General features: G+C 62.2%; 16 protein-coding genes and 1 tRNA gene. 13 read left to right on the top strand and 4 right to left on the bottom strand.

Annotated features, from left to right (window positions below):
- Positions 1-15: 15 nt before the first annotated feature.
- The 7 genes from VNT00_RS05855 to VNT00_RS05825 all read left to right on the top strand — a co-directional run bounded on the left by VNT00_RS05855 (position 16) and on the right by VNT00_RS05825 (position 5,812).
- The gene (locus tag VNT00_RS05855; protein WP_325585436.1) at positions 16-204 is read left to right on the top strand and encodes a Trm112 family protein; all 189 of its coding nucleotides are present in this window, start codon (positions 16-18) and stop codon (positions 202-204) included.
- Positions 201-965, top strand: a complete 765-nt coding sequence (kdsB, locus tag VNT00_RS05850) for a 3-deoxy-manno-octulosonate cytidylyltransferase (protein WP_325585434.1) — start codon at positions 201-203, stop codon at positions 963-965. Before VNT00_RS05855 ends, kdsB begins: the two co-directional genes overlap by 4 nt.
- Before the next feature lie 197 nt (positions 966-1,162).
- Positions 1,163-1,819: an adenylate kinase gene (gene adk, locus VNT00_RS05845; RefSeq protein WP_325585432.1), complete on the top strand. Its 657-nt coding sequence runs from the start codon at positions 1,163-1,165 to the stop codon at positions 1,817-1,819.
- Positions 1,820-1,967: 148 nt separating this feature from the next.
- Positions 1,968-2,726 (top strand): 3-hydroxyacyl-CoA dehydrogenase, encoded by a 759-nt coding sequence (locus VNT00_RS05840; protein WP_325585431.1) that lies wholly within the window; start codon positions 1,968-1,970, stop codon positions 2,724-2,726.
- Between the two features lie 24 nt (positions 2,727-2,750).
- On the top strand, positions 2,751-4,307 hold the full coding sequence (gene murJ, locus VNT00_RS05835; RefSeq protein ID WP_325585429.1) for a murein biosynthesis integral membrane protein MurJ: 1,557 nt from the start codon (positions 2,751-2,753) through the stop codon (positions 4,305-4,307).
- An 86-nt stretch (positions 4,308-4,393) separates the two neighbouring features.
- Positions 4,394-4,657: a 30S ribosomal protein S20 gene (rpsT, locus tag VNT00_RS05830; protein ID WP_325585427.1), complete on the top strand. Its 264-nt coding sequence runs from the start codon at positions 4,394-4,396 to the stop codon at positions 4,655-4,657.
- Between the two features lie 189 nt (positions 4,658-4,846).
- On the top strand, positions 4,847-5,812 hold the full coding sequence (locus VNT00_RS05825; protein ID WP_325585425.1) for a 2-hydroxyacid dehydrogenase: 966 nt from the start codon (positions 4,847-4,849) through the stop codon (positions 5,810-5,812).
- 130 nt (positions 5,813-5,942) lie between these two features.
- On the opposite strand, the gene VNT00_RS05820 is transcribed toward VNT00_RS05825, so the two are convergent.
- Positions 5,943-6,254 (bottom strand): DUF3579 domain-containing protein, encoded by a 312-nt coding sequence (locus tag VNT00_RS05820; protein ID WP_325585423.1) that lies wholly within the window; start codon positions 6,252-6,254, stop codon positions 5,943-5,945.
- A 155-nt stretch (positions 6,255-6,409) separates the two neighbouring features.
- Between VNT00_RS05820 and argF the strand changes: the two genes are divergently transcribed.
- Complete coding sequence (argF, locus tag VNT00_RS05815; RefSeq protein WP_325585421.1) at positions 6,410-7,354, top strand: ornithine carbamoyltransferase; 945 nt, start codon at positions 6,410-6,412, stop codon at positions 7,352-7,354.
- Between the two features lie 190 nt (positions 7,355-7,544).
- Here the strand turns inward: argF and argG are convergent, their stop codons facing one another.
- The gene (gene argG / locus VNT00_RS05810; RefSeq protein WP_325585419.1) at positions 7,545-8,897 is read right to left on the bottom strand and encodes an argininosuccinate synthase; all 1,353 of its coding nucleotides are present in this window, start codon (positions 8,895-8,897) and stop codon (positions 7,545-7,547) included.
- A gap of 108 nt (positions 8,898-9,005) precedes the next feature.
- Positions 9,006-9,605 carry a nucleotidyltransferase family protein gene (locus VNT00_RS05805; protein ID WP_325585417.1) on the bottom strand — a complete coding sequence of 200 codons (600 nt, stop codon included), beginning with the start codon at positions 9,603-9,605 and terminating at the stop codon, positions 9,006-9,008.
- Positions 9,606-9,842: 237 nt separating this feature from the next.
- Here VNT00_RS05805 and VNT00_RS05800 point away from each other — a divergent pair, with 237 nt between their 5' ends.
- The 4 genes from VNT00_RS05800 to VNT00_RS05785 are packed head-to-tail and all read left to right on the top strand — an operon-like array spanning position 9,843 to position 14,098.
- Positions 9,843-11,228 (top strand): ABC transporter substrate-binding protein, encoded by a 1,386-nt coding sequence (locus VNT00_RS05800; protein ID WP_325585415.1) that lies wholly within the window; start codon positions 9,843-9,845, stop codon positions 11,226-11,228.
- A 50-nt stretch (positions 11,229-11,278) separates the two neighbouring features.
- Positions 11,279-12,313: an ABC transporter ATP-binding protein gene (locus VNT00_RS05795; RefSeq protein WP_325585413.1), complete on the top strand. Its 1,035-nt coding sequence runs from the start codon at positions 11,279-11,281 to the stop codon at positions 12,311-12,313.
- The gene (locus VNT00_RS05790) at positions 12,310-13,242 is read left to right on the top strand and encodes a carbohydrate ABC transporter permease (RefSeq protein ID WP_325585411.1); all 933 of its coding nucleotides are present in this window, start codon (positions 12,310-12,312) and stop codon (positions 13,240-13,242) included. Before VNT00_RS05795 ends, VNT00_RS05790 begins: the two co-directional genes overlap by 4 nt.
- Position 13,243: 1 nt before the next feature.
- On the top strand, positions 13,244-14,098 hold the full coding sequence (locus VNT00_RS05785) for a carbohydrate ABC transporter permease (protein WP_325585409.1): 855 nt from the start codon (positions 13,244-13,246) through the stop codon (positions 14,096-14,098).
- On the opposite strand, the gene VNT00_RS05780 is transcribed toward VNT00_RS05785, so the two are convergent.
- Entirely contained in the window at positions 14,091-16,058 is a 1,968-nt protein-coding gene (locus VNT00_RS05780) for a methyl-accepting chemotaxis protein (protein WP_325585407.1), read from the bottom strand. The genes VNT00_RS05785 and VNT00_RS05780 overlap by 8 nt on opposite strands.
- Positions 16,059-16,315: 257 nt before the next feature.
- Between VNT00_RS05780 and VNT00_RS05775 the strand changes: the two genes are divergently transcribed.
- Positions 16,316-16,391, top strand: a tRNA-Ala gene (locus VNT00_RS05775).
- Positions 16,392-16,605 lie beyond the last annotated feature (214 nt).

Here is a 16,605-nt window from a genome sequence, read left to right as displayed (position 1 = left end):
CGCCTGGAGCCGCCTGTGGAATCTCACTTGCTTGAAATCCTGGTCTGCCCGCTGTGCAAAGGCCCGTTGCGCCACGACCGCGAGCACCACGAACTGATTTGCGCCGCCGACCGGCTCGCCTTCCCGATTCGCGACGGCATCCCCGTCATGCTCGAAAACGAGGCACGCTCCCTGCAGGCCCCCGCATCGCCGGACGCCGCGTGAGCTTCATCGCCGTCATCCCCGCCCGGGCCGCCTCCACCCGGCTGCCCGGCAAGCCTTTGCTGGACATCTGCGGCAAACCCATGGTGGTGCGCACAGCCGAACAAGCGGCCCGCTCCGGCGCGTCGCGCGTCATCGTCGCCACCGACGACTCCGCCATCCAGGCCGCCGTCGCCAGCCAGGGCTTCGAAGCCATATTGACCCGCAGCGACCACGCCACGGGAACCGACCGCCTGGCTGAAGTCGCCCAAAAAATGGGATGGGCGGACGACACCATCGTCGTCAACGTCCAGGGCGACGAACCGCTCATCGACCCGGCGCAGATCGACGCGGTCGCCGCCCTGCTGGCGCAAGCCGCCGATGCCGCCATCGCCACCTGCGCCAGCCCCATCCAGAGCGCCGAGGCGCTTTTCAACCCGAACGCCGTCAAGGTGGTCTGCAACGCCCGGCAGCGCGCCCTGTATTTTTCCAGGGCCCCCATACCCTGGGCGCGCGACGCGCTGGCCGACGGGCAAAAACGCCTCGCGCCGAACCTGCCCGCGCTGCATCACATCGGCCTGTATGCCTACCGGACGGGGTTTCTCAAGGTTTTCCCCACCCTGCCCACGGGCGCGCTGGAAAGCGTCGAATCGCTGGAACAACTCAGGGCGCTGGAAAACGGCTATTCCATTGCAGTGCTTGCCACCGCCGAGCAGCCCGCCCTGGGCATCGACACCGCAGACGATCTGGCCCGGGTGCGCAGCATCTTTGCAAATCGGTTATAAATCGTCTGCAAATTTTCAAGGCCGGCCTGAACCGATTTGCCAATGCCGCACGGGGCTCGCCCAGACCGCCCGAGCCTGGCTCAGACGTGTTCAGTTCGAAGTACCCTTGAACCTGTTCGGCCATTCCCGGCGTGCAGAGATTGCTGCGTTGCGGCATAATCGACAGGTTAACGATAAGCATTCTTCAGGAGGAATTCATGCGACTGATTCTGCTCGGTCCACCCGGTGCCGGCAAAGGCACCCAGGCTGCGTTCATCACCCAGAAATTCGGGATCCCCCAGATTTCCACGGGCGATATGCTGCGCGCCGCGGTCAAAGCCCAAACTCCGTTGGGGATTGAAGCCAAGAAAATCATGGACGCCGGCGGCCTCGTCTCCGACGACATCATCATCGGCCTGGTGCACGACCGCCTCAAGCAGCCCGACTGCGAGCAAGGCTATCTGTTCGACGGGTTTCCACGCACCATTCCCCAGGCCGATGCGCTCAAGGCGGCCGACATCGCCCTGGACTATGTCGTTGAAATCGTCGTGCCCGAAGACAACATCATCGAACGCATGAGCGGGCGGCGCGTGCACCCGGCCAGCGGGCGCAGCTACCACGTCAAGTTCAACCCGCCCAAAGCCCCCGACACCGACGACGTTACCGGCGAGCCCCTGGTGCAGCGCGACGACGACCGTGAAGAAACCGTGCGCCATCGTCTGGCCGTCTACCAGGAGCAAACGCGCCCGCTGGTCGACTACTACATGAGCTGGGCCGCCTCCAAAGACAGCAAAGCCCCCGCCTTCCGCCAAGTGGCCGGCGTCGGCTCCGTGGACGAAATCCAGGAACGCATTGCCCAGGCGCTACGCGGCTGACGCCGCGGCAATACGTCGAGGCCTTGAGGCAAGCCGTCAGGCGAATGCCGGCTCCCCGTCCAGGACGCGGGGCTGGCGCCGCTCCGTACGGAGTCCCGGCTGCCTTTCGAACTTATTCAAAAAACCAAAGGAATCAAAGAGGCGCAATATGGAAATCAAAAACAAAGTCTTCATCGTCACGGGCGCCGCATCGGGCCTGGGCGCCGGCACAGCCCGCATGCTGACGGCCGAAGGCGCGAAAGTCGTGCTGGCCGATCTGCAGGACGAAGCCGGCCAGAAGCTCGCCGCCGAGCTCGGCCAGACCTACATCCACTGCGACGTGACCAAGGAAGAGGACGGCCAAGCCGTCGTGGCCGCCGCCCTGAAGCAAGGCGCGCTGTTCGGCATCGTCAACTGCGCCGGCGTGGCTCCCGCTACGCGCATCGTCGGCAAAAACGGCGCCCACCCCCTGGATATGTTCCAGAAAGTCGTCATGATCAACCTGGTCGGCACTTTCAATATGTGCCGCCTGGCCGCCGAAGCCATGGCCGCCAACACCCCCGAGCCCACCGGCGAACGCGGGGTGCTCATCAACACCGCGTCGGTCGCCGCCTACGACGGGCAGATCGGCCAGGCAGCCTACGCCGCCTCCAAGGCCGGCGTCGTCGGCATGACCCTGCCGGTCGCGCGCGACCTGTCCAAGCTGGGCATACGCTGCGTTACCATCGCCCCGGGCATCTTCGGCACCCCCATGGTCTACGGCATGCCCCAGGAAGTGCAGGACGCACTGGCCGCCAGCATCCCCTTCCCCTCGCGGCTGGGCCGCCCCGAAGACTATGCCAAGCTGGTCAACAGCATCATCGGCAACGAAATGCTCAACGGCGAAACCATCCGGCTGGACGGCGCCATCCGCATGGCGCCAAAGTAACGCCAGGGCAGCCACAACCACGCCATGAGCCTGCTACGCTCGGTCGCCACCATCAGCGGCCTGACCATGGTGTCCCGGATCACGGGATTGATCCGGGACGTCCTGATCGCCAGTTCATTCGGAGCCGGGCCGCTTACCGACGCCTTCTGGGTGGCGTTCCGGATACCGAACCTGCTGCGCCGCCTCTTTGCCGAGGGCGCATTCTCGCAGGCGTTCGTGCCTATCCTGGGGCAGGTCCGCGCAAACGGCAGCCAGGAAAACGTACGGAGGCTGCTGGACAAAGTCGCGCTGCTGCTTACCGCCACCCTGATGCTCGTCACGCTGCTGGGCATCATCGCCGCGCCATGGGTGGTAAGCGCCATGGCCAGCGGCATGCGGGCTGCCTCGAAACACCAGGAGTTCCTGGCGGCCGTCGACATGACCCGCCTGATGTTTCCATACATCATCTGCATGTCGCTGGTGGCATTCGCCTCCGGCGTGCTGAACACCTGGAGCCGCTTTGCCGTACCGGCATTTACCCCGGTGCTGCTCAACCTGTCCATGATAGGCGCCTGCCTGTTCCTTGCCAGCCGCTTCCCGGTGCCCATCTACGCGCTGGCCGCCGGCGTCATGATAGGCGGCGTCATTCAACTGCTCGTGCAGTGGGCGGCGCTAGCGCGCCTGGGGCTGCTGCCGCGCTATTCGTTCAAGCTGCGCCAGGCCTGGGCTGACCCCACGGTCAAGCGCATCATGCGGCAGATGCTGCCGGCCATCCTGGGCGTCTCGGTCGCCCAGATCTCGCTGCTGATCAACACGAATATTGCCACCTGGCTGGCCAGCGGCAGCGTGACCTGGCTGTCCTTCGCCGACCGGCTCATGGAATTCCCCACCGCCCTGCTGGGCACCGCCCTGGGAACCGTGCTGCTGCCCAGTCTTTCAGCCTCGCACGCTCGCGACGACAAGGAGGGCTACAACGCCTTACTGAACTGGGGGCTGAGACTGGTGATCCTGCTAGGGCTGCCCGCCGCCCTGGGCATGGCCCTGCTGGCCGACGGGCTGGTCGCCACCTTGTTCAACTACGGCGCCTTCAACGCCTACGACGTTTCTCAGACGAAGCTGGCCGTCATGGCCTATTCGGTGGGTCTGCTGGGGCTGTTGGCCGTCAAGATCCTGGCGCCGGGCTTTTACGCCAAGCAGGATATCCGCACCCCGGTCAAGATCGCCGTCGGCGTGCTGGTTCTGACCCAGATGTTCAACGCCGTCTTCGTGCCTCTGTTCGCCCATGCGGGCCTGGCGCTATCGATAGGACTGGGCGCCAGCGTCAATGCATTGTGCCTGCTGTTCATGCTGCACCGGCGCGGTGTTTACAGCCCTGGCCCGGGCTGGGGGAAATTCGCCCTGCGGATGCTGCCGCCCATCGCGGCCCTTGGGGCCGTCCTGCTGGCATCCCGCCATTGGCTGAACTGGATCGAGCTGGCGAGCCACCCTGCCTTGCGCGCCGGCTGGCTGGCCGGGGTCTTGCTGGCGGCGGGCGCCGCCTATTTCGCGGCGCTGTTCCTGTGCGGCTTTCGCCCTCGAGACTTTACAAGACGCGCCCGGTAATATATACTTTCCGTCTTTGCCGATTAAAAAAAACAGCTAGCCCATTACTCTTGGCCTAGCTGCCAACCTGAAAGTTACAGACAGATATGGCCAATACAGCCCAAGCTCGCAAACGCGCCCGCCAATCGGTTGAGCGCAACAAGCACAATTCCAGCCTGCGCTCGATGCTGCGCACGTCCATCAAGCGCGTTCGCCAGGCCATCGAAGCCGGCGACAAGGCCGCTGCCACCGAAGTCTTCCAAAAGGCTTCCAGCGTCATCGACCGCATCGCCGACAAGAACATCATCCACAAGAACAAGGCCGCCCGTCATAAAAGCCGCCTTGCCGCCGCCGTCAAGGCGCTGGCCTAATACGCCACTCGGGTCAATCGGCAAAACCGCGGGGCTGTTCCCGCAATAAAAAAGGACGCTATGCGTCCTTTTTTGCGTCTGCTCCGCCGCACTCCAGGCCCACTCCAGGCCATGGAGTATAGTGCTTTTGTTCTTCTGCGCCACGGCACAGCTCCGAAGGGCGCGCTGCAAAAAAACAAAAGGCAAGCCATGACACACCCCAAACCGACCCTGCTGCAATTGCTTCCCCTTCCATCGGAAGACGCGCCGGATCGCCTGAATCGCTACTTCGACGTCATCCGGCTATGGGAGGCCGCCGACCCCAACGCCGCCATGCAGGCACACCAGGAAGCCATCCGGGTGCTGATCACCAGCGCCCTCACCTCCACCCCCGCCGAACTCATCGACTCGATGCCCAACCTTCGGGCCATCTGCAGCGTCGGCGTCGGCTACGACTCCATCGACGTACGGCACGCACAAAGCAAAGGCATACAGGTCAGCAACACGCCCGACGTGTTGAACGATTGCGTCGCCGACCTGGCCTGGGCCCTGATTCTCGGCGCCGCGCGCGACATCGGCCGAGCGGAGCGCTACGTCAGGGCTGGCAAATGGGGCGGCGCCAATCCTCTGCCGATGGGCACCAAGGTTACCGGAAAGCGGCTGGGCATCGTCGGGCTGGGAAGGGTCGGCCTGGCCGTTGCCGAACGCGCGGCCGGCTTCAAAATGGATGTGCGCTACCACAACCGGCATGAGCGCAGCGATGTCGCCTGGCCTTATGTCCAGTCCCTGCGCGAGCTGGCCGAATGGGCGGACTTCCTGGTGGTGGCGACGGTGGGGGGAGACTCCACCCGGCATCTCGTCGACCGCGGCGTCATCGATGCGCTGGGGCCCGAAGGCATACTGATCAATATCGCACGCGGCTCGGTCGTGGACGAAGACGCCCTGGTCCAGGCCCTGCAGGACGGTCGATTGGGAGCCGCAGGGCTCGATGTCTTCGACCGGGAACCCCACGTGCCGGATGCGCTGAAAAACCTCGAGAACGTCATTCTGCTGCCTCACATCGCCAGCGCCACCAGGGAAACACGGCGCGACATGGTCGACCTGATGGTCGACAACGCCGTGGCCTTCGCCGAAACAGGCCGGGTCATTACCCCCGTTCCGCCGATATCGGAATAAGGGCGCTTTTTGCCTTGGGGCGGCCCGGCGGCAAAAAGAGAGCCCCCACGCTGCGCCGCTGACGCGGCTGGCTGCCCCCCAAGGGGGAGCTTTTTGCCTTGGGGCGGCCCGGCGGCAAAAAAAGACCCGGCTAAGCCGGGTCGGTTTTATCGATGATGTGCTTTTCGCTGGTTTTCAGATGGTTGTCCCGGGCGAACTCGTACACGAAGTTCCACGCCAGCGGTTCGATGTCGCGCAAACGGTGATCGACGACCACGCAACGCACGCCGTCGATGAGCGTGGGCAGCACATACGGCGAATAAGTAAGATGCCCCCCAACGGAACCTGCCGGGCGGAACTGGGACATGACGCCCGCCAGGCGCTCAGCCCAGTCGCTGGGGCGAAAACGCTGACCTTCGGTCGTGACGCCGTAAATAATGAACTGCTGCTCTGAAGCTGACATAGAACCCTACAAAACCAGGCGCCCATTGTACCCTGTCGGGGTACCGTTCAAGGGAAAAGCATTTGTTCCCAACCGCCGCAATTGTATATGATAGTCAATTCGGAAAAAAACAATGGCTGCGCATTGCCTGCCACGCCACGGAATCAAGGTTCAACATGTCTCACGCTACTCCGCAAACCGGCCCACTACGGCATTTCCTGCAATTTCGCGATCTGACGACGGACGAAATCAACTACATCTTCGCGCGAGCAAAGCTCATCAAAGACAAATTCAAGCGCTACGAAAAACACCACACCCTGCATGACCGCAACCTGGCGATGGTATTCGAGAAGGCCAGCACCCGCACCCGCGTCTCGTTCGAAGCCGGCATGTACCAGTTGGGAGGCTCCGTCATCCACCTGACCACCGGCGATTCGCAGCTGGGCCGCTCCGAACCCATCGAGGACACCGCGCGCGTCATCTCACGCATGGTCGACCTGGTCATGATCCGCACCTTCGAGCAGACCCGCCTGGAACGCTTCGCGGCGCATTCGCGCGTTCCCGTCATCAACGGGCTGACCAACGAGTTCCACCCCTGCCAGATCCTGGCCGACATCTTCACCTTCATCGAGCACCTCGGCCCCATCCAGGACAAGACGGTCGCCTGGATAGGCGACGCCAACAATATGTCCTACACCTGGCTGCAAGCCGCCGAAATGCTGGGTTTCCAGCTGCATGTTTCCGCCCCCAAAGGCTACGAGCTCGATTCCCAGCGCATCGACAACCCGCCGGCCAGCGTCCTCAAGCAATTCCCGGACCCTCTCGAAGCATGCCGCGGCGCGCATCTGGTCACCACCGACGTCTGGACCAGCATGGGCTATGAAACCGAAAACGACCAGCGCCGCCGGGCCTTTGCCGACTGGTGCGTCGACGGCGAAATGATGGCCGTCGCCGATCCGTCCGCCATCTTCATGCACTGCCTGCCGGCGCATCGCGGCGAAGAAGTCACGGGAGAAGTCATCGATGGCCCGCAAAGCGTGGTCTGGGACGAAGCCGAGAACCGCCTGCACGTGCAAAAAGCGCTCATGGAATTCCTGCTGCTGGGCCAGATCGAAGGCTAGCTTTCGCCGCCCTTCAAGGCCGCTGCTCAAGCTGCCGTTCGACATCGCCGCCCAAGGCCTCTCCGAAGCGGCGCCGGCAAGGCCCACCGCCCAGCTTGCTCCCTGCACTTTGGGCCGCACGCGGGACAATGAAATACGGGCCGGATTCTTTTTGGAATCCGGCCCGTTTCTGTTCGATACGGCGAGGCGCTTACTGCTTGCCCTGCCCCGAATCCTTGGCTTCCTTCAGTTGAGGCAAGGCAGTGCCGGTCGAGGGGGCCAGCAGGCCGGCCTTGACATAGGTGAACAGCTTGTCCCGGGTATCGATGATATCCAGGTTGCGCATGGTGAGCTGGCCGATGCGGTCGCGCGGCGAGAACGTGGACTCGCCCTTTTCCATGGTGAGGCGCTCGGGCTGGTAGGTAAGGTTGGGCGACACCGTATTCAGAATGGAATAATCGTTGCCGCGGCGCAGTTCGAGCGTAACCTCGCCGGTAATGGCCCTGGCCACCCAGCGCTGCGCGGATTCGCGCAGCATGATGGCCTGGGGATCGAACCAGCGGCCCTGGTACAGCAAGCGGCCCAGCTTCAGCCCGTTGATGCGGTACTGTTCAATGGTGTCTTCGTTATGGATGCCGGTAACCAGGCGCTCGTAGGCGATGTGCAGCAAGGCCAGGCCCGGAGCTTCGTAGATGCCACGGCTCTTGGCTTCGATGATGCGGTTTTCGATTTGGTCGCTCATGCCCAGGCCGTGCCGGCCGCCGATACGGTTGGCTTCCAGGACCAGCTCGACGCTGTCGGCGTACTCGACGCCATTGAGCGCCACCGGATGGCCCTCTTCGAAACGCACGGTGACTTCTTCGGATTTGACCTGGACGTCGTCGCGCCAGAATGCCACGCCCATGATGGGCTTCACGATGCGAATGCCCGAGTTCAGATGCTCCAAGTCCTTGGCTTCGTGCGTGGCGCCCAGCATGTTCGAATCGGTGGAATACGCCTTCTCGGCCGACATCTTGTAGCTGAAGCCCGCCGCCTGCATGTATTCGGACATTTCGGCCCGGCCGCCAAGCTCGTCGATGAAGGCCTGGTCGAGCCAGGGCTTGTAGATCTTGAGCTCGGGGTTGGTAAGCAGGCCATAACGGTAGAAGCGCTCGATGTCGTTGCCCTTGTAGGTGCTGCCGTCGCCCCAGATATTGACGTCGTCTTCCTTCATGGCCGCCACCAGCATGGTGCCGGTGACCGCGCGCCCGATGGGCGTGGTGTTGAAGTAGGTGACGCCCGCCGTGGAGATGTGGAAGGCGCCGCACTGCAGGGCGGCAAGGCCTTCGGCCACGAGCTGCGCGCGGCAATCGATGAGACGCGCCTTGGTGGCGCCATATTCCAGCGCCCGGCGCGGAATGGCCTCGTAGTCGGACTCGTCGGGCTGGCCCAGGTTGGCGGTGTAGGCATAGGGGACGGCCCCCTTGTGCTTCATCCACAACAAGGCGGCGCTGGTATCCAGGCCGCCGGAAAAGGCAATGCCGACCTTCTGGCCGACGGGAACGTTCTCAAGTATGGTTGTCATTGCGCAAAGGCCGAAAACTTTAAAGCTGAAATTCTACTACGTATGCGCCGGGCAAGTCCGCCGGCTGCACGAGCCCACAGGCCACACGCCTGCGATGCGAAGACTGGCTCAGGAATCTTCCAGGCTGCGCAGATCGTCGGGGGTATCGATGTCCCGCAGCACGGCCGGCGACGGCGCATCCACCAGGGCCAACGCCCCTCCCAACCGCAGCAGCAAGGCCCGGGCGCCCTCGTCCCCGCCCAGCCGGCGCAAATCGGGCAGGCAATCGGCCCCCCATAAAACAGGGTTGCCGCGCCGGCCATCGTACAAGGGCTGGCAGGCCTTGACTCCCGCGCCGGTCTCATAGGCATGGATCAGGGCGTCGATGACCGGGGCATCTACGAGCGGCATATCGCCCAGGCAGATGACGGCGGCGCTGCCGTCCCGCACGGCCAGCGCGCCAGCGCGCACCGAGCTGCCCAGGCCCTCTTCGAAGCCCTCGTTGACGACGAACTCCACGGGCAGGTCCTCTAGCGCCTGGCGCACGCGCGCGGCCTCGAACCCCAGCACCACCAGCACCCGCCCGCAACGCGAAGCCAGCGCCTGCTCGACGACCCGCCGCACCATGGCCTCTCCGTGCACCGGCAGCAACAGCTTGTTCGGCCCCAGCATGCGCCGGCCCAGCCCCGCCGCAAGCACTACAGCCGTTACCGCATCCGCTTTGAGCACTGGCTTTCCAGCTCGATGATCGATTTCCCGCATGGCTTCTCCAACTCTGGATTCCAGGCGCGCGGCGCTTGCCAACCTTTGCCGGCGAATCCGTTACAAATCATCACCCGAAAATTGTAAACGGGTATTTGTCTTTTATTTACTTTGCCTTTGATACAGATTTAATATCAATGACATACGGGCGCTCGCCGCTCAGTTCAGGACGAATGCCTGCTTCTCTCAGACAAGGAGACAACCATGGCAGACGACTCAAGAAAAACCGACTGCGCACCACGCAGTATCCAGCCGGCTTTCCTCCCTGACACCCAAAGGCGACGCGTCCTCAAGTCGGTCGGCGCCGCCGGCCTGGCCACCATCATCGGCCCCTGTTTCATCCGCAACGCCCACGCCGCCAAGAACACCCTGAAGATCCTGCAATGGAATCATTTTGTGCCGGCCTACGATCAATGGTTCGACAATACCTATGTCAAGGAATGGGGCCAGAAGAACGATACGGACGTCGTCGTGGATCATGTGGGCATCCCTGCGCTGGCCACGCGCGCCGCCGCCGAGGTATCGGCTCAGCAAGGCCACGATCTGTTCATGTTCCTGTCGCCGCCGCCTGTCTATGAAAGCCAGGTCATCGATCACCGCGAGATATACGAAGAATGCGAGCACAGGCATGGCAAGCCCGTCGAGTTGGCGCTGCGCAGCTCCTACAACCCCAAGACCAAAAAATATTACGCGTTCTCCGACAGCTTCGTTCCCGACCCCGTCAATTACCGCAAGGATCTATGGGACAGCGTGGGGATGGCCGCGCCCGATACCTGGGACGATGTGCTGAAAGCGGGCACAAAGATCAAGAAGCAGCACAACATCCCCATCGGCATCGGACTTTCGGCCGAACTGGACACTGCAATGGCCATGCGCACGATTCTGTTCGCTTTCGGCGGCTCGATACAGGACGAACACGGCGCCGTGGTGCTCGACTCCAAGCACACTCTGGAAGCCGTCAAATTCGTCAAAGCCCTGTACGAAAACACCATGACGGCCCAAGTGCTGGCCTGGGACGCTTCGTCGAACAACCGCGCCATGCTGGCGGGCAAGATCGCCCTTTGCCTGAACGCCATCTCGGTAACCCGCGAAGGCGAGAACAAGCACATTCCCATTACACCCAATATCCAACTCACCCAAGCGTTGAAAGGCCCCGTGCGGCGGATCGGCATGGAACATGTGATGGATTGCTATGTTATCTGGAAGTTCGCCAAGAACATCGATGGCGCCAAGAAATTCCTGGTGGATTACATCGACAATTTCCGCAACGGCTTCCTGAACGGCCAGTTCTACAACTTCCCCTGCTTTCCAAGCACTGTGCCGGATCTGGAGAAACTCATCTCAAACGACCCCAAGGCGCAGCCCAGCGACAAATACAAAGTCCTCGGCCAGCTCATGACCCAGGCGACCAATGTCGGCTATCCCGGATACGCCAACGCCGCCACCGACGAACTTTTCAATACTTGGGTGCTCAACACCATGTTCGCCAAGGCGGCCACCGGCAACGCAACGCCCGAAAACGCCATCAAGGATGCGCACGCCACATGTAAGCGTGTCTTCGAAAAATGGCATCAGAAAGGCATGGTCTGATCTGGAGAAAACCAAGCCCCTCGTCCACAAGCGTTTAAGGATCAAGAAAAATGGCAATAGTCGAAACCCGGGCGCTGACAAAACGGTTCGACGGCAGTAACGCCGTCGACGGCATCGACCTTACCGTGGGCGAGGCGGAGTTCCTGGTTTTGCTGGGGCCATCGGGCTCCGGCAAAACCACCCTGCTGCGCATGATCGCCGGGCTGGAAATCCCCACATCGGGCGATATCCTGGTCGATGGAAGAAATGTGACGAACCTGTCGCCAGGCGCCCGCAACATGGCCATGGTGTTCCAGAGCTACGCGCTCTACCCGCACCTGAGCGTCTTTCGCAATATCGCGTTTCCATTGCAGGCCCAGCATATGCGGAAAGACGAAATCGCCCAAAAAGTGAATTGGGCCGCCAATATGTTCGGCATCGGCCAACTGCTGCAACGCAAGCCGCGCCAGCTATCCGGCGGAGAGCGCCAGCGCGTGGCTCTGGCCAGGGCGGTCGTGCGCGAACCCGCCGTATTCTTGCTGGACGAACCCTTGTCCAACCTGGATGCCAAGCTGAGAATCGCCGCGCGCGACGAACTCCAGCAATTCCAGCGGCGCCTGGCCACCACCACGATTTACGTTACCCATGACCAGATCGAAGCGCTGGGTCTGGGCGACCGGATCGCCATTCTCGACCACGGCGCCATTCATCAATTGGGAACTCCCAGGCAGGTATACGAGGAGCCTGCCGATACCTTCGTGGCCACGTTCATTGGCGCGCCTCCGATGAATCTGGTCGAACGGGAGGGCCAGCCCATAATGGGATTCCGCCCGGAGCATTTTCTGCCGCCGCAGGCCTATGCCTCGGCCAGCGAGCCCTTGCAAACCTTGCCCTTCCACATAACACGCATCGAAAACCTGGGCTCCGACCGCCTGCTTTACGGCACACTGGCCTCCCCCATGCCTGCGGTCAAGGTGATTTCACGCATTCCCGGAACTGTCGACGCGACTCTGTCTGCCGATGAAGACCACTCTTTTGTCGTCCGGCAGCGCGACCTGCACTACTTCGATCCCAAAACCGGCCTGCGCATCGGAAGACAGCCATGAACAGTCCACGCAGCGCCGCAGCGGCGCCCATCGCGCGGGAACCAACGCTGACCGAGCGCGACACGGCGCTGGGCCGCTGGATGCTGGCGCCCGCGCTGGTCTATATAGCCCTGCTGGTCGGCTTTCCGTTCTTGCTGTCCATGTACTACAGCCTGTCGAACGCTACAGTCGGCAACACCCACCTGCAGTTCGCGGGCCTGGATAACTTCCGCCAGATCGTGCAGGACGGCACATTCTGGCGCTCCATGCGCAACACCCTGGTCTTTACCATCGTCTCGCAAGTGCTGGTGGTAATTCTGGGCAAGATACTCGCCATGGCGTTGTACAACGATTTTCGCGGCAAATGGCTGGTGCGACTGCTGATCCTGCTGCCCTGGGTTGCGCCGATTTCTCTGGGTACCATAGGCTGGCTGTGGATTTTCGACCCGGTGTACAGCATCATCAACTGGACGCTGCGCGCCCTGGGCCTGATCGGGCCGGACACCTGGCCGATCTGGCTGGGCCAGCCGGACCTGGCCATGATATCCATCGTGCTGGTGGATGTCTGGCGCCTGCTGCCGTTGGCCACGGTCATCATTCTTGCGGGGCTGTCGGGCATTCCCCAGGACATCCACGACGCCGCTCACATGGATGGCGCGGGCTTCTGGCGCCACCTGCTGCGCATCAACATTCCGCTGGTCATGCCCATCATGCTGGTCGCCCTGCTGTTCGGCATCGTATTCACCTTCACCGACATGATCATCGTCTATGTACTGACCCGCGGCGGCCCGTTCGACTCGACGCAGGTCCTGGCCAGTCTGGCGTTCTTCACCGGCGTCCCGGGCGGCGACCTGGCCCAGGGAGCCGCCATTTCCCTCTTTCTTTTTCCACTGCTGGTGGCCGTGGTCATCCTGCTGCTGACCATCGCCCGTCGCGCGGAGGTAACCTGACATGCGCTACGCGGCAACTCCTGGAAAACGCTGGGCCTCCGGATTCGGGCACTTTCTTGTTCTGGCCGCCTTTGTCGTGTTCACCGCCTTCCCGTTCTACTGGATGCTGATCACCACCTTCAAGAGCACGCTGGACCTGGTCAATACCAGCAGCAACCCCTTCCTGTTCAACCTGCCGCCCACCTTGGACAATCTGCGGGTCCTGTTCTTCGATACGCAATACATCAGATGGGTGCTGAACACACTGCTGGTGGGGTTCATCGTCGTGGTTATCACATTGCTCCTGGCGGTGCCCGCTGGCTATAGTCTGGCGCGCCTTTCGGGGCACTGGGGCAAGCAATTGGCAATAGGCATTTTTCTTACCTACCTGATCCCCCCCACCATCCTGTTCATCCCGTTCTCGCGCATCGTAGGCTGGCTGGGCCTGCAGGATTCCCTCTGGTCGCTGATCCTGGTGTACCCCAGCTTTACCGTGCCCTTTTGCACATGGCTGATGATGGGCTTTTTCAAGGCTGTGCCCAAGGACATCGAAGAGGCCGCCATGATGGACGGCCTGAGCCGCTTCGGCGCATTCTGGAAAGTGGTGGTGCCCCTTTCCTCGGCCGGCATATTGACCATCGTCATTTTCACCCTGACCCTGGTCATGCAGGAGTTCATCTACGCGTTGACGTTCATTACCAGTTCGTCGCAGTACACGGTCAGCGTGGGAGTGCCCACCTTCCTCGTAAGGGGCGACGTGTACTTCTGGGGTTCTCTGATGGGCGCTTGCCTGATCGTCAGCCTGCCCATCGCGGTCCTGTACAACTTCTTCGTCGACCGCTTCGTGGCTGGCTTTACCGTAGGCGCCGTCAAGTAAGCGCCAGGACTTCCTGCGGCGCCTCGATGATTTCCGTGCTTTTGAGCCGGAACACCGAAACTGCCTGGGCCAGATTCTGCACCTGCTCCTGCAGCGAACCCGCGGCGGCGGCCGCTTCCTCGACCAGGGCGGCGTTCTGCTGGGTTACCTGATCCATTTGCACGACGGCGGTATTGACCTGGTCTATGCCCGTGGACTGCTCGTCCGAGGCTGCCGAAATTTCCGCCATGATGCCGGTCACCTGGCGCACCGACGCCAGGATTTCCCGCATGGTCGCGCCGGCCCTTTCCACGTGCTGCGCGCCTTCCGTGACCTTGCCCACCGACTCGTCGATGAGCTGCTTGATTTCCTTGGCCGCCTCGGCGCTGCGCAGGGCCAGGCTGCGCACTTCGCCGGCCACCACGGCAAACCCCTTGCCTTCGTCTCCGGCCCGCGCCGCCTCGACCGCCGCGTTCAGAGCCAGGATATTGGTCTGGAAGGCAATGCCTTCGATGACATTGACGATGTCGGCGATCTTGTGGGAGCTCTGGGAAATATCGCTCATGGTCGCCACCACTTGATCCACGGCCGCGCCTCCGCGTCCGGCGATTTCCGATGCATTGCCGGCCAGCTTGTTGGCTTGCTGGGAGCTTTCGGCATTCTGGCGCACCGTTGCCGCCAATTGCTCCATGCTGGCGGCGGTCTCCTGCAGCGAGGCCGCCTGTTCTTCAGTCCGGCTGCTCAGGTCTGTGTTGCCCGCCGCAATCTCGCGCGAGCCGATGCTGATTTCCTCGACTCCGTGGCGCACCGCGATAACCGTATTGCTGAGATTGGCCTGCATATGCCGCAGACTGTCGAACAAGATATGCACCTCGTTGCGCGATCCCGTCGGCACGGCGGGCAGGTCGGCGGTCAGGTCGCCTTCGCCCACCTTGATCATGGCGGCGATCATTTCGCGCACGGGGCGCAAGGTGGCCGACGCCAGCCATCCTACCAGGCCGGCAATCAGCACAATGCCCACCAGCATCATGCCCAGCTGAATCCACATATCGCGACGGCTGGCCGCCATGAACTCGTCGCGCTGGCCGGTACCCACCAGCAGCCAGTTCCAGTTTTCGACACCATGCCAGGCGACAAACGCCTCGCCGTCCTTCATGGCCGCTTCGGCGAAGCCATCGGCCGACTTGAACATCGCGGCCAGCCTGGCGCTGTCGGCCTCGTTATAGCGCGAAGACAGCGGAGCGCCCATCATGGCGCCGCCGCCGGCGACAAACTCCCAGCCGCCGCCATCGGCTCCCTGCCGCAAAATGGCCAGTGAGCCGTAATCGCCAACCTTGAGCGTACTGACCCAGTTGAGCAGCCGCTGCACGTCGCCGTCTACGTCCACGCGGATCGACAAGCCGCCAATGACCTTGCCTTCCTTGTCGTGCAGCATCTGCACGCTCATGGCGTACCATTTGCCTTTGCGCTGGACCAGGCCCGAAAAGTCTTGACCGCTGTCCAGGGTTTTGGCCAGGAAGTCGTTGGGAGCGACCTTGCTCCCGATGCGCTTCTGCCCCTTGTCGTCTTCCAGCAAAGTCGCCGCGCGCACCCAGCCGTCCTTGGCGCGAACGATGATGGCGGGGTCCGCCCCCGTGTAGTCATGCAGACGCTTCAGCGCGCTGGTGTCCCCATTGACCACAAAACCGTTCACCAGCAAACTGGGCACATTGCCGGCCTCTCCGGTAGGCGTCATGGAACCATCCGTCGTGGGCTCGCCGCCCAGCGAACTGATGAACGCCGGCATCAATTCGCGGCCGCGCTGGCTGGCCGAATTGAACACCAGCTGCAGCGACTGGTCGACCGCCGCCAGCGCCGCCCGCATTTCCCGACGCACGGTCTCTTGCGCCTTGGCCTGGCTCTGCTCGGCCAGGACCACGGCAATAGCCCCCATGACCAGTACCGTTACCAGCAGCGAAGTCAAAACCACGCGCAAGGACATACTTTGCCTTGCCAGCCACCCATATTTGCGAGAGTTCGCTTTCGCCATTTGCACACCGTCCTTGGTCATTATTCGTACGTCCGTACTTGTGTCATTTACCTGTAACAAGATAACGGCACGGACAAGGCAAAAATTAGATGCCCGGCTTCGGCAGTTACAACTCACGCCGGCGAATCCATGGCCGAGGCAAAGATTTCCGAAAGCGGGAATATGCCTGCTGCAAACACGGCCGCAATTTGCTAGAATTATGAGCTTTTGGGGACGTAGCTCAGCTGGGAGAGCGTCGCGTTCGCAATGCGAAGGTCGGGAGTTCGATCCTCCTCGTCTCCACCAAATGCCTAAAAGCCCTTGATTCATCAAGGGCTTTTTGGCTCTTCCCCATTATCGGGGGATCAGGGCATTCTTCGGCTCTACCCCATTATCGGGGGATCAGGGCATTCATCACACTCGGTTAATCACACCATTCCACCCGCATTGAGCCAAGACTCGCAGGCGGTAATTCTCAAAATTCCTGAATCCATACGCTCGGCGCGAGAGCATTTCCATC

This window comes from Eoetvoesiella sp. (genome assembly GCF_035555955.1).
Taxonomy (GTDB): domain Bacteria; phylum Pseudomonadota; class Gammaproteobacteria; order Burkholderiales; family Burkholderiaceae_B; genus Eoetvoesia.
The sequence above is the reverse complement of the archived record's forward strand: the minus strand, read 5'-3'. Positions and strand labels throughout refer to the sequence as shown.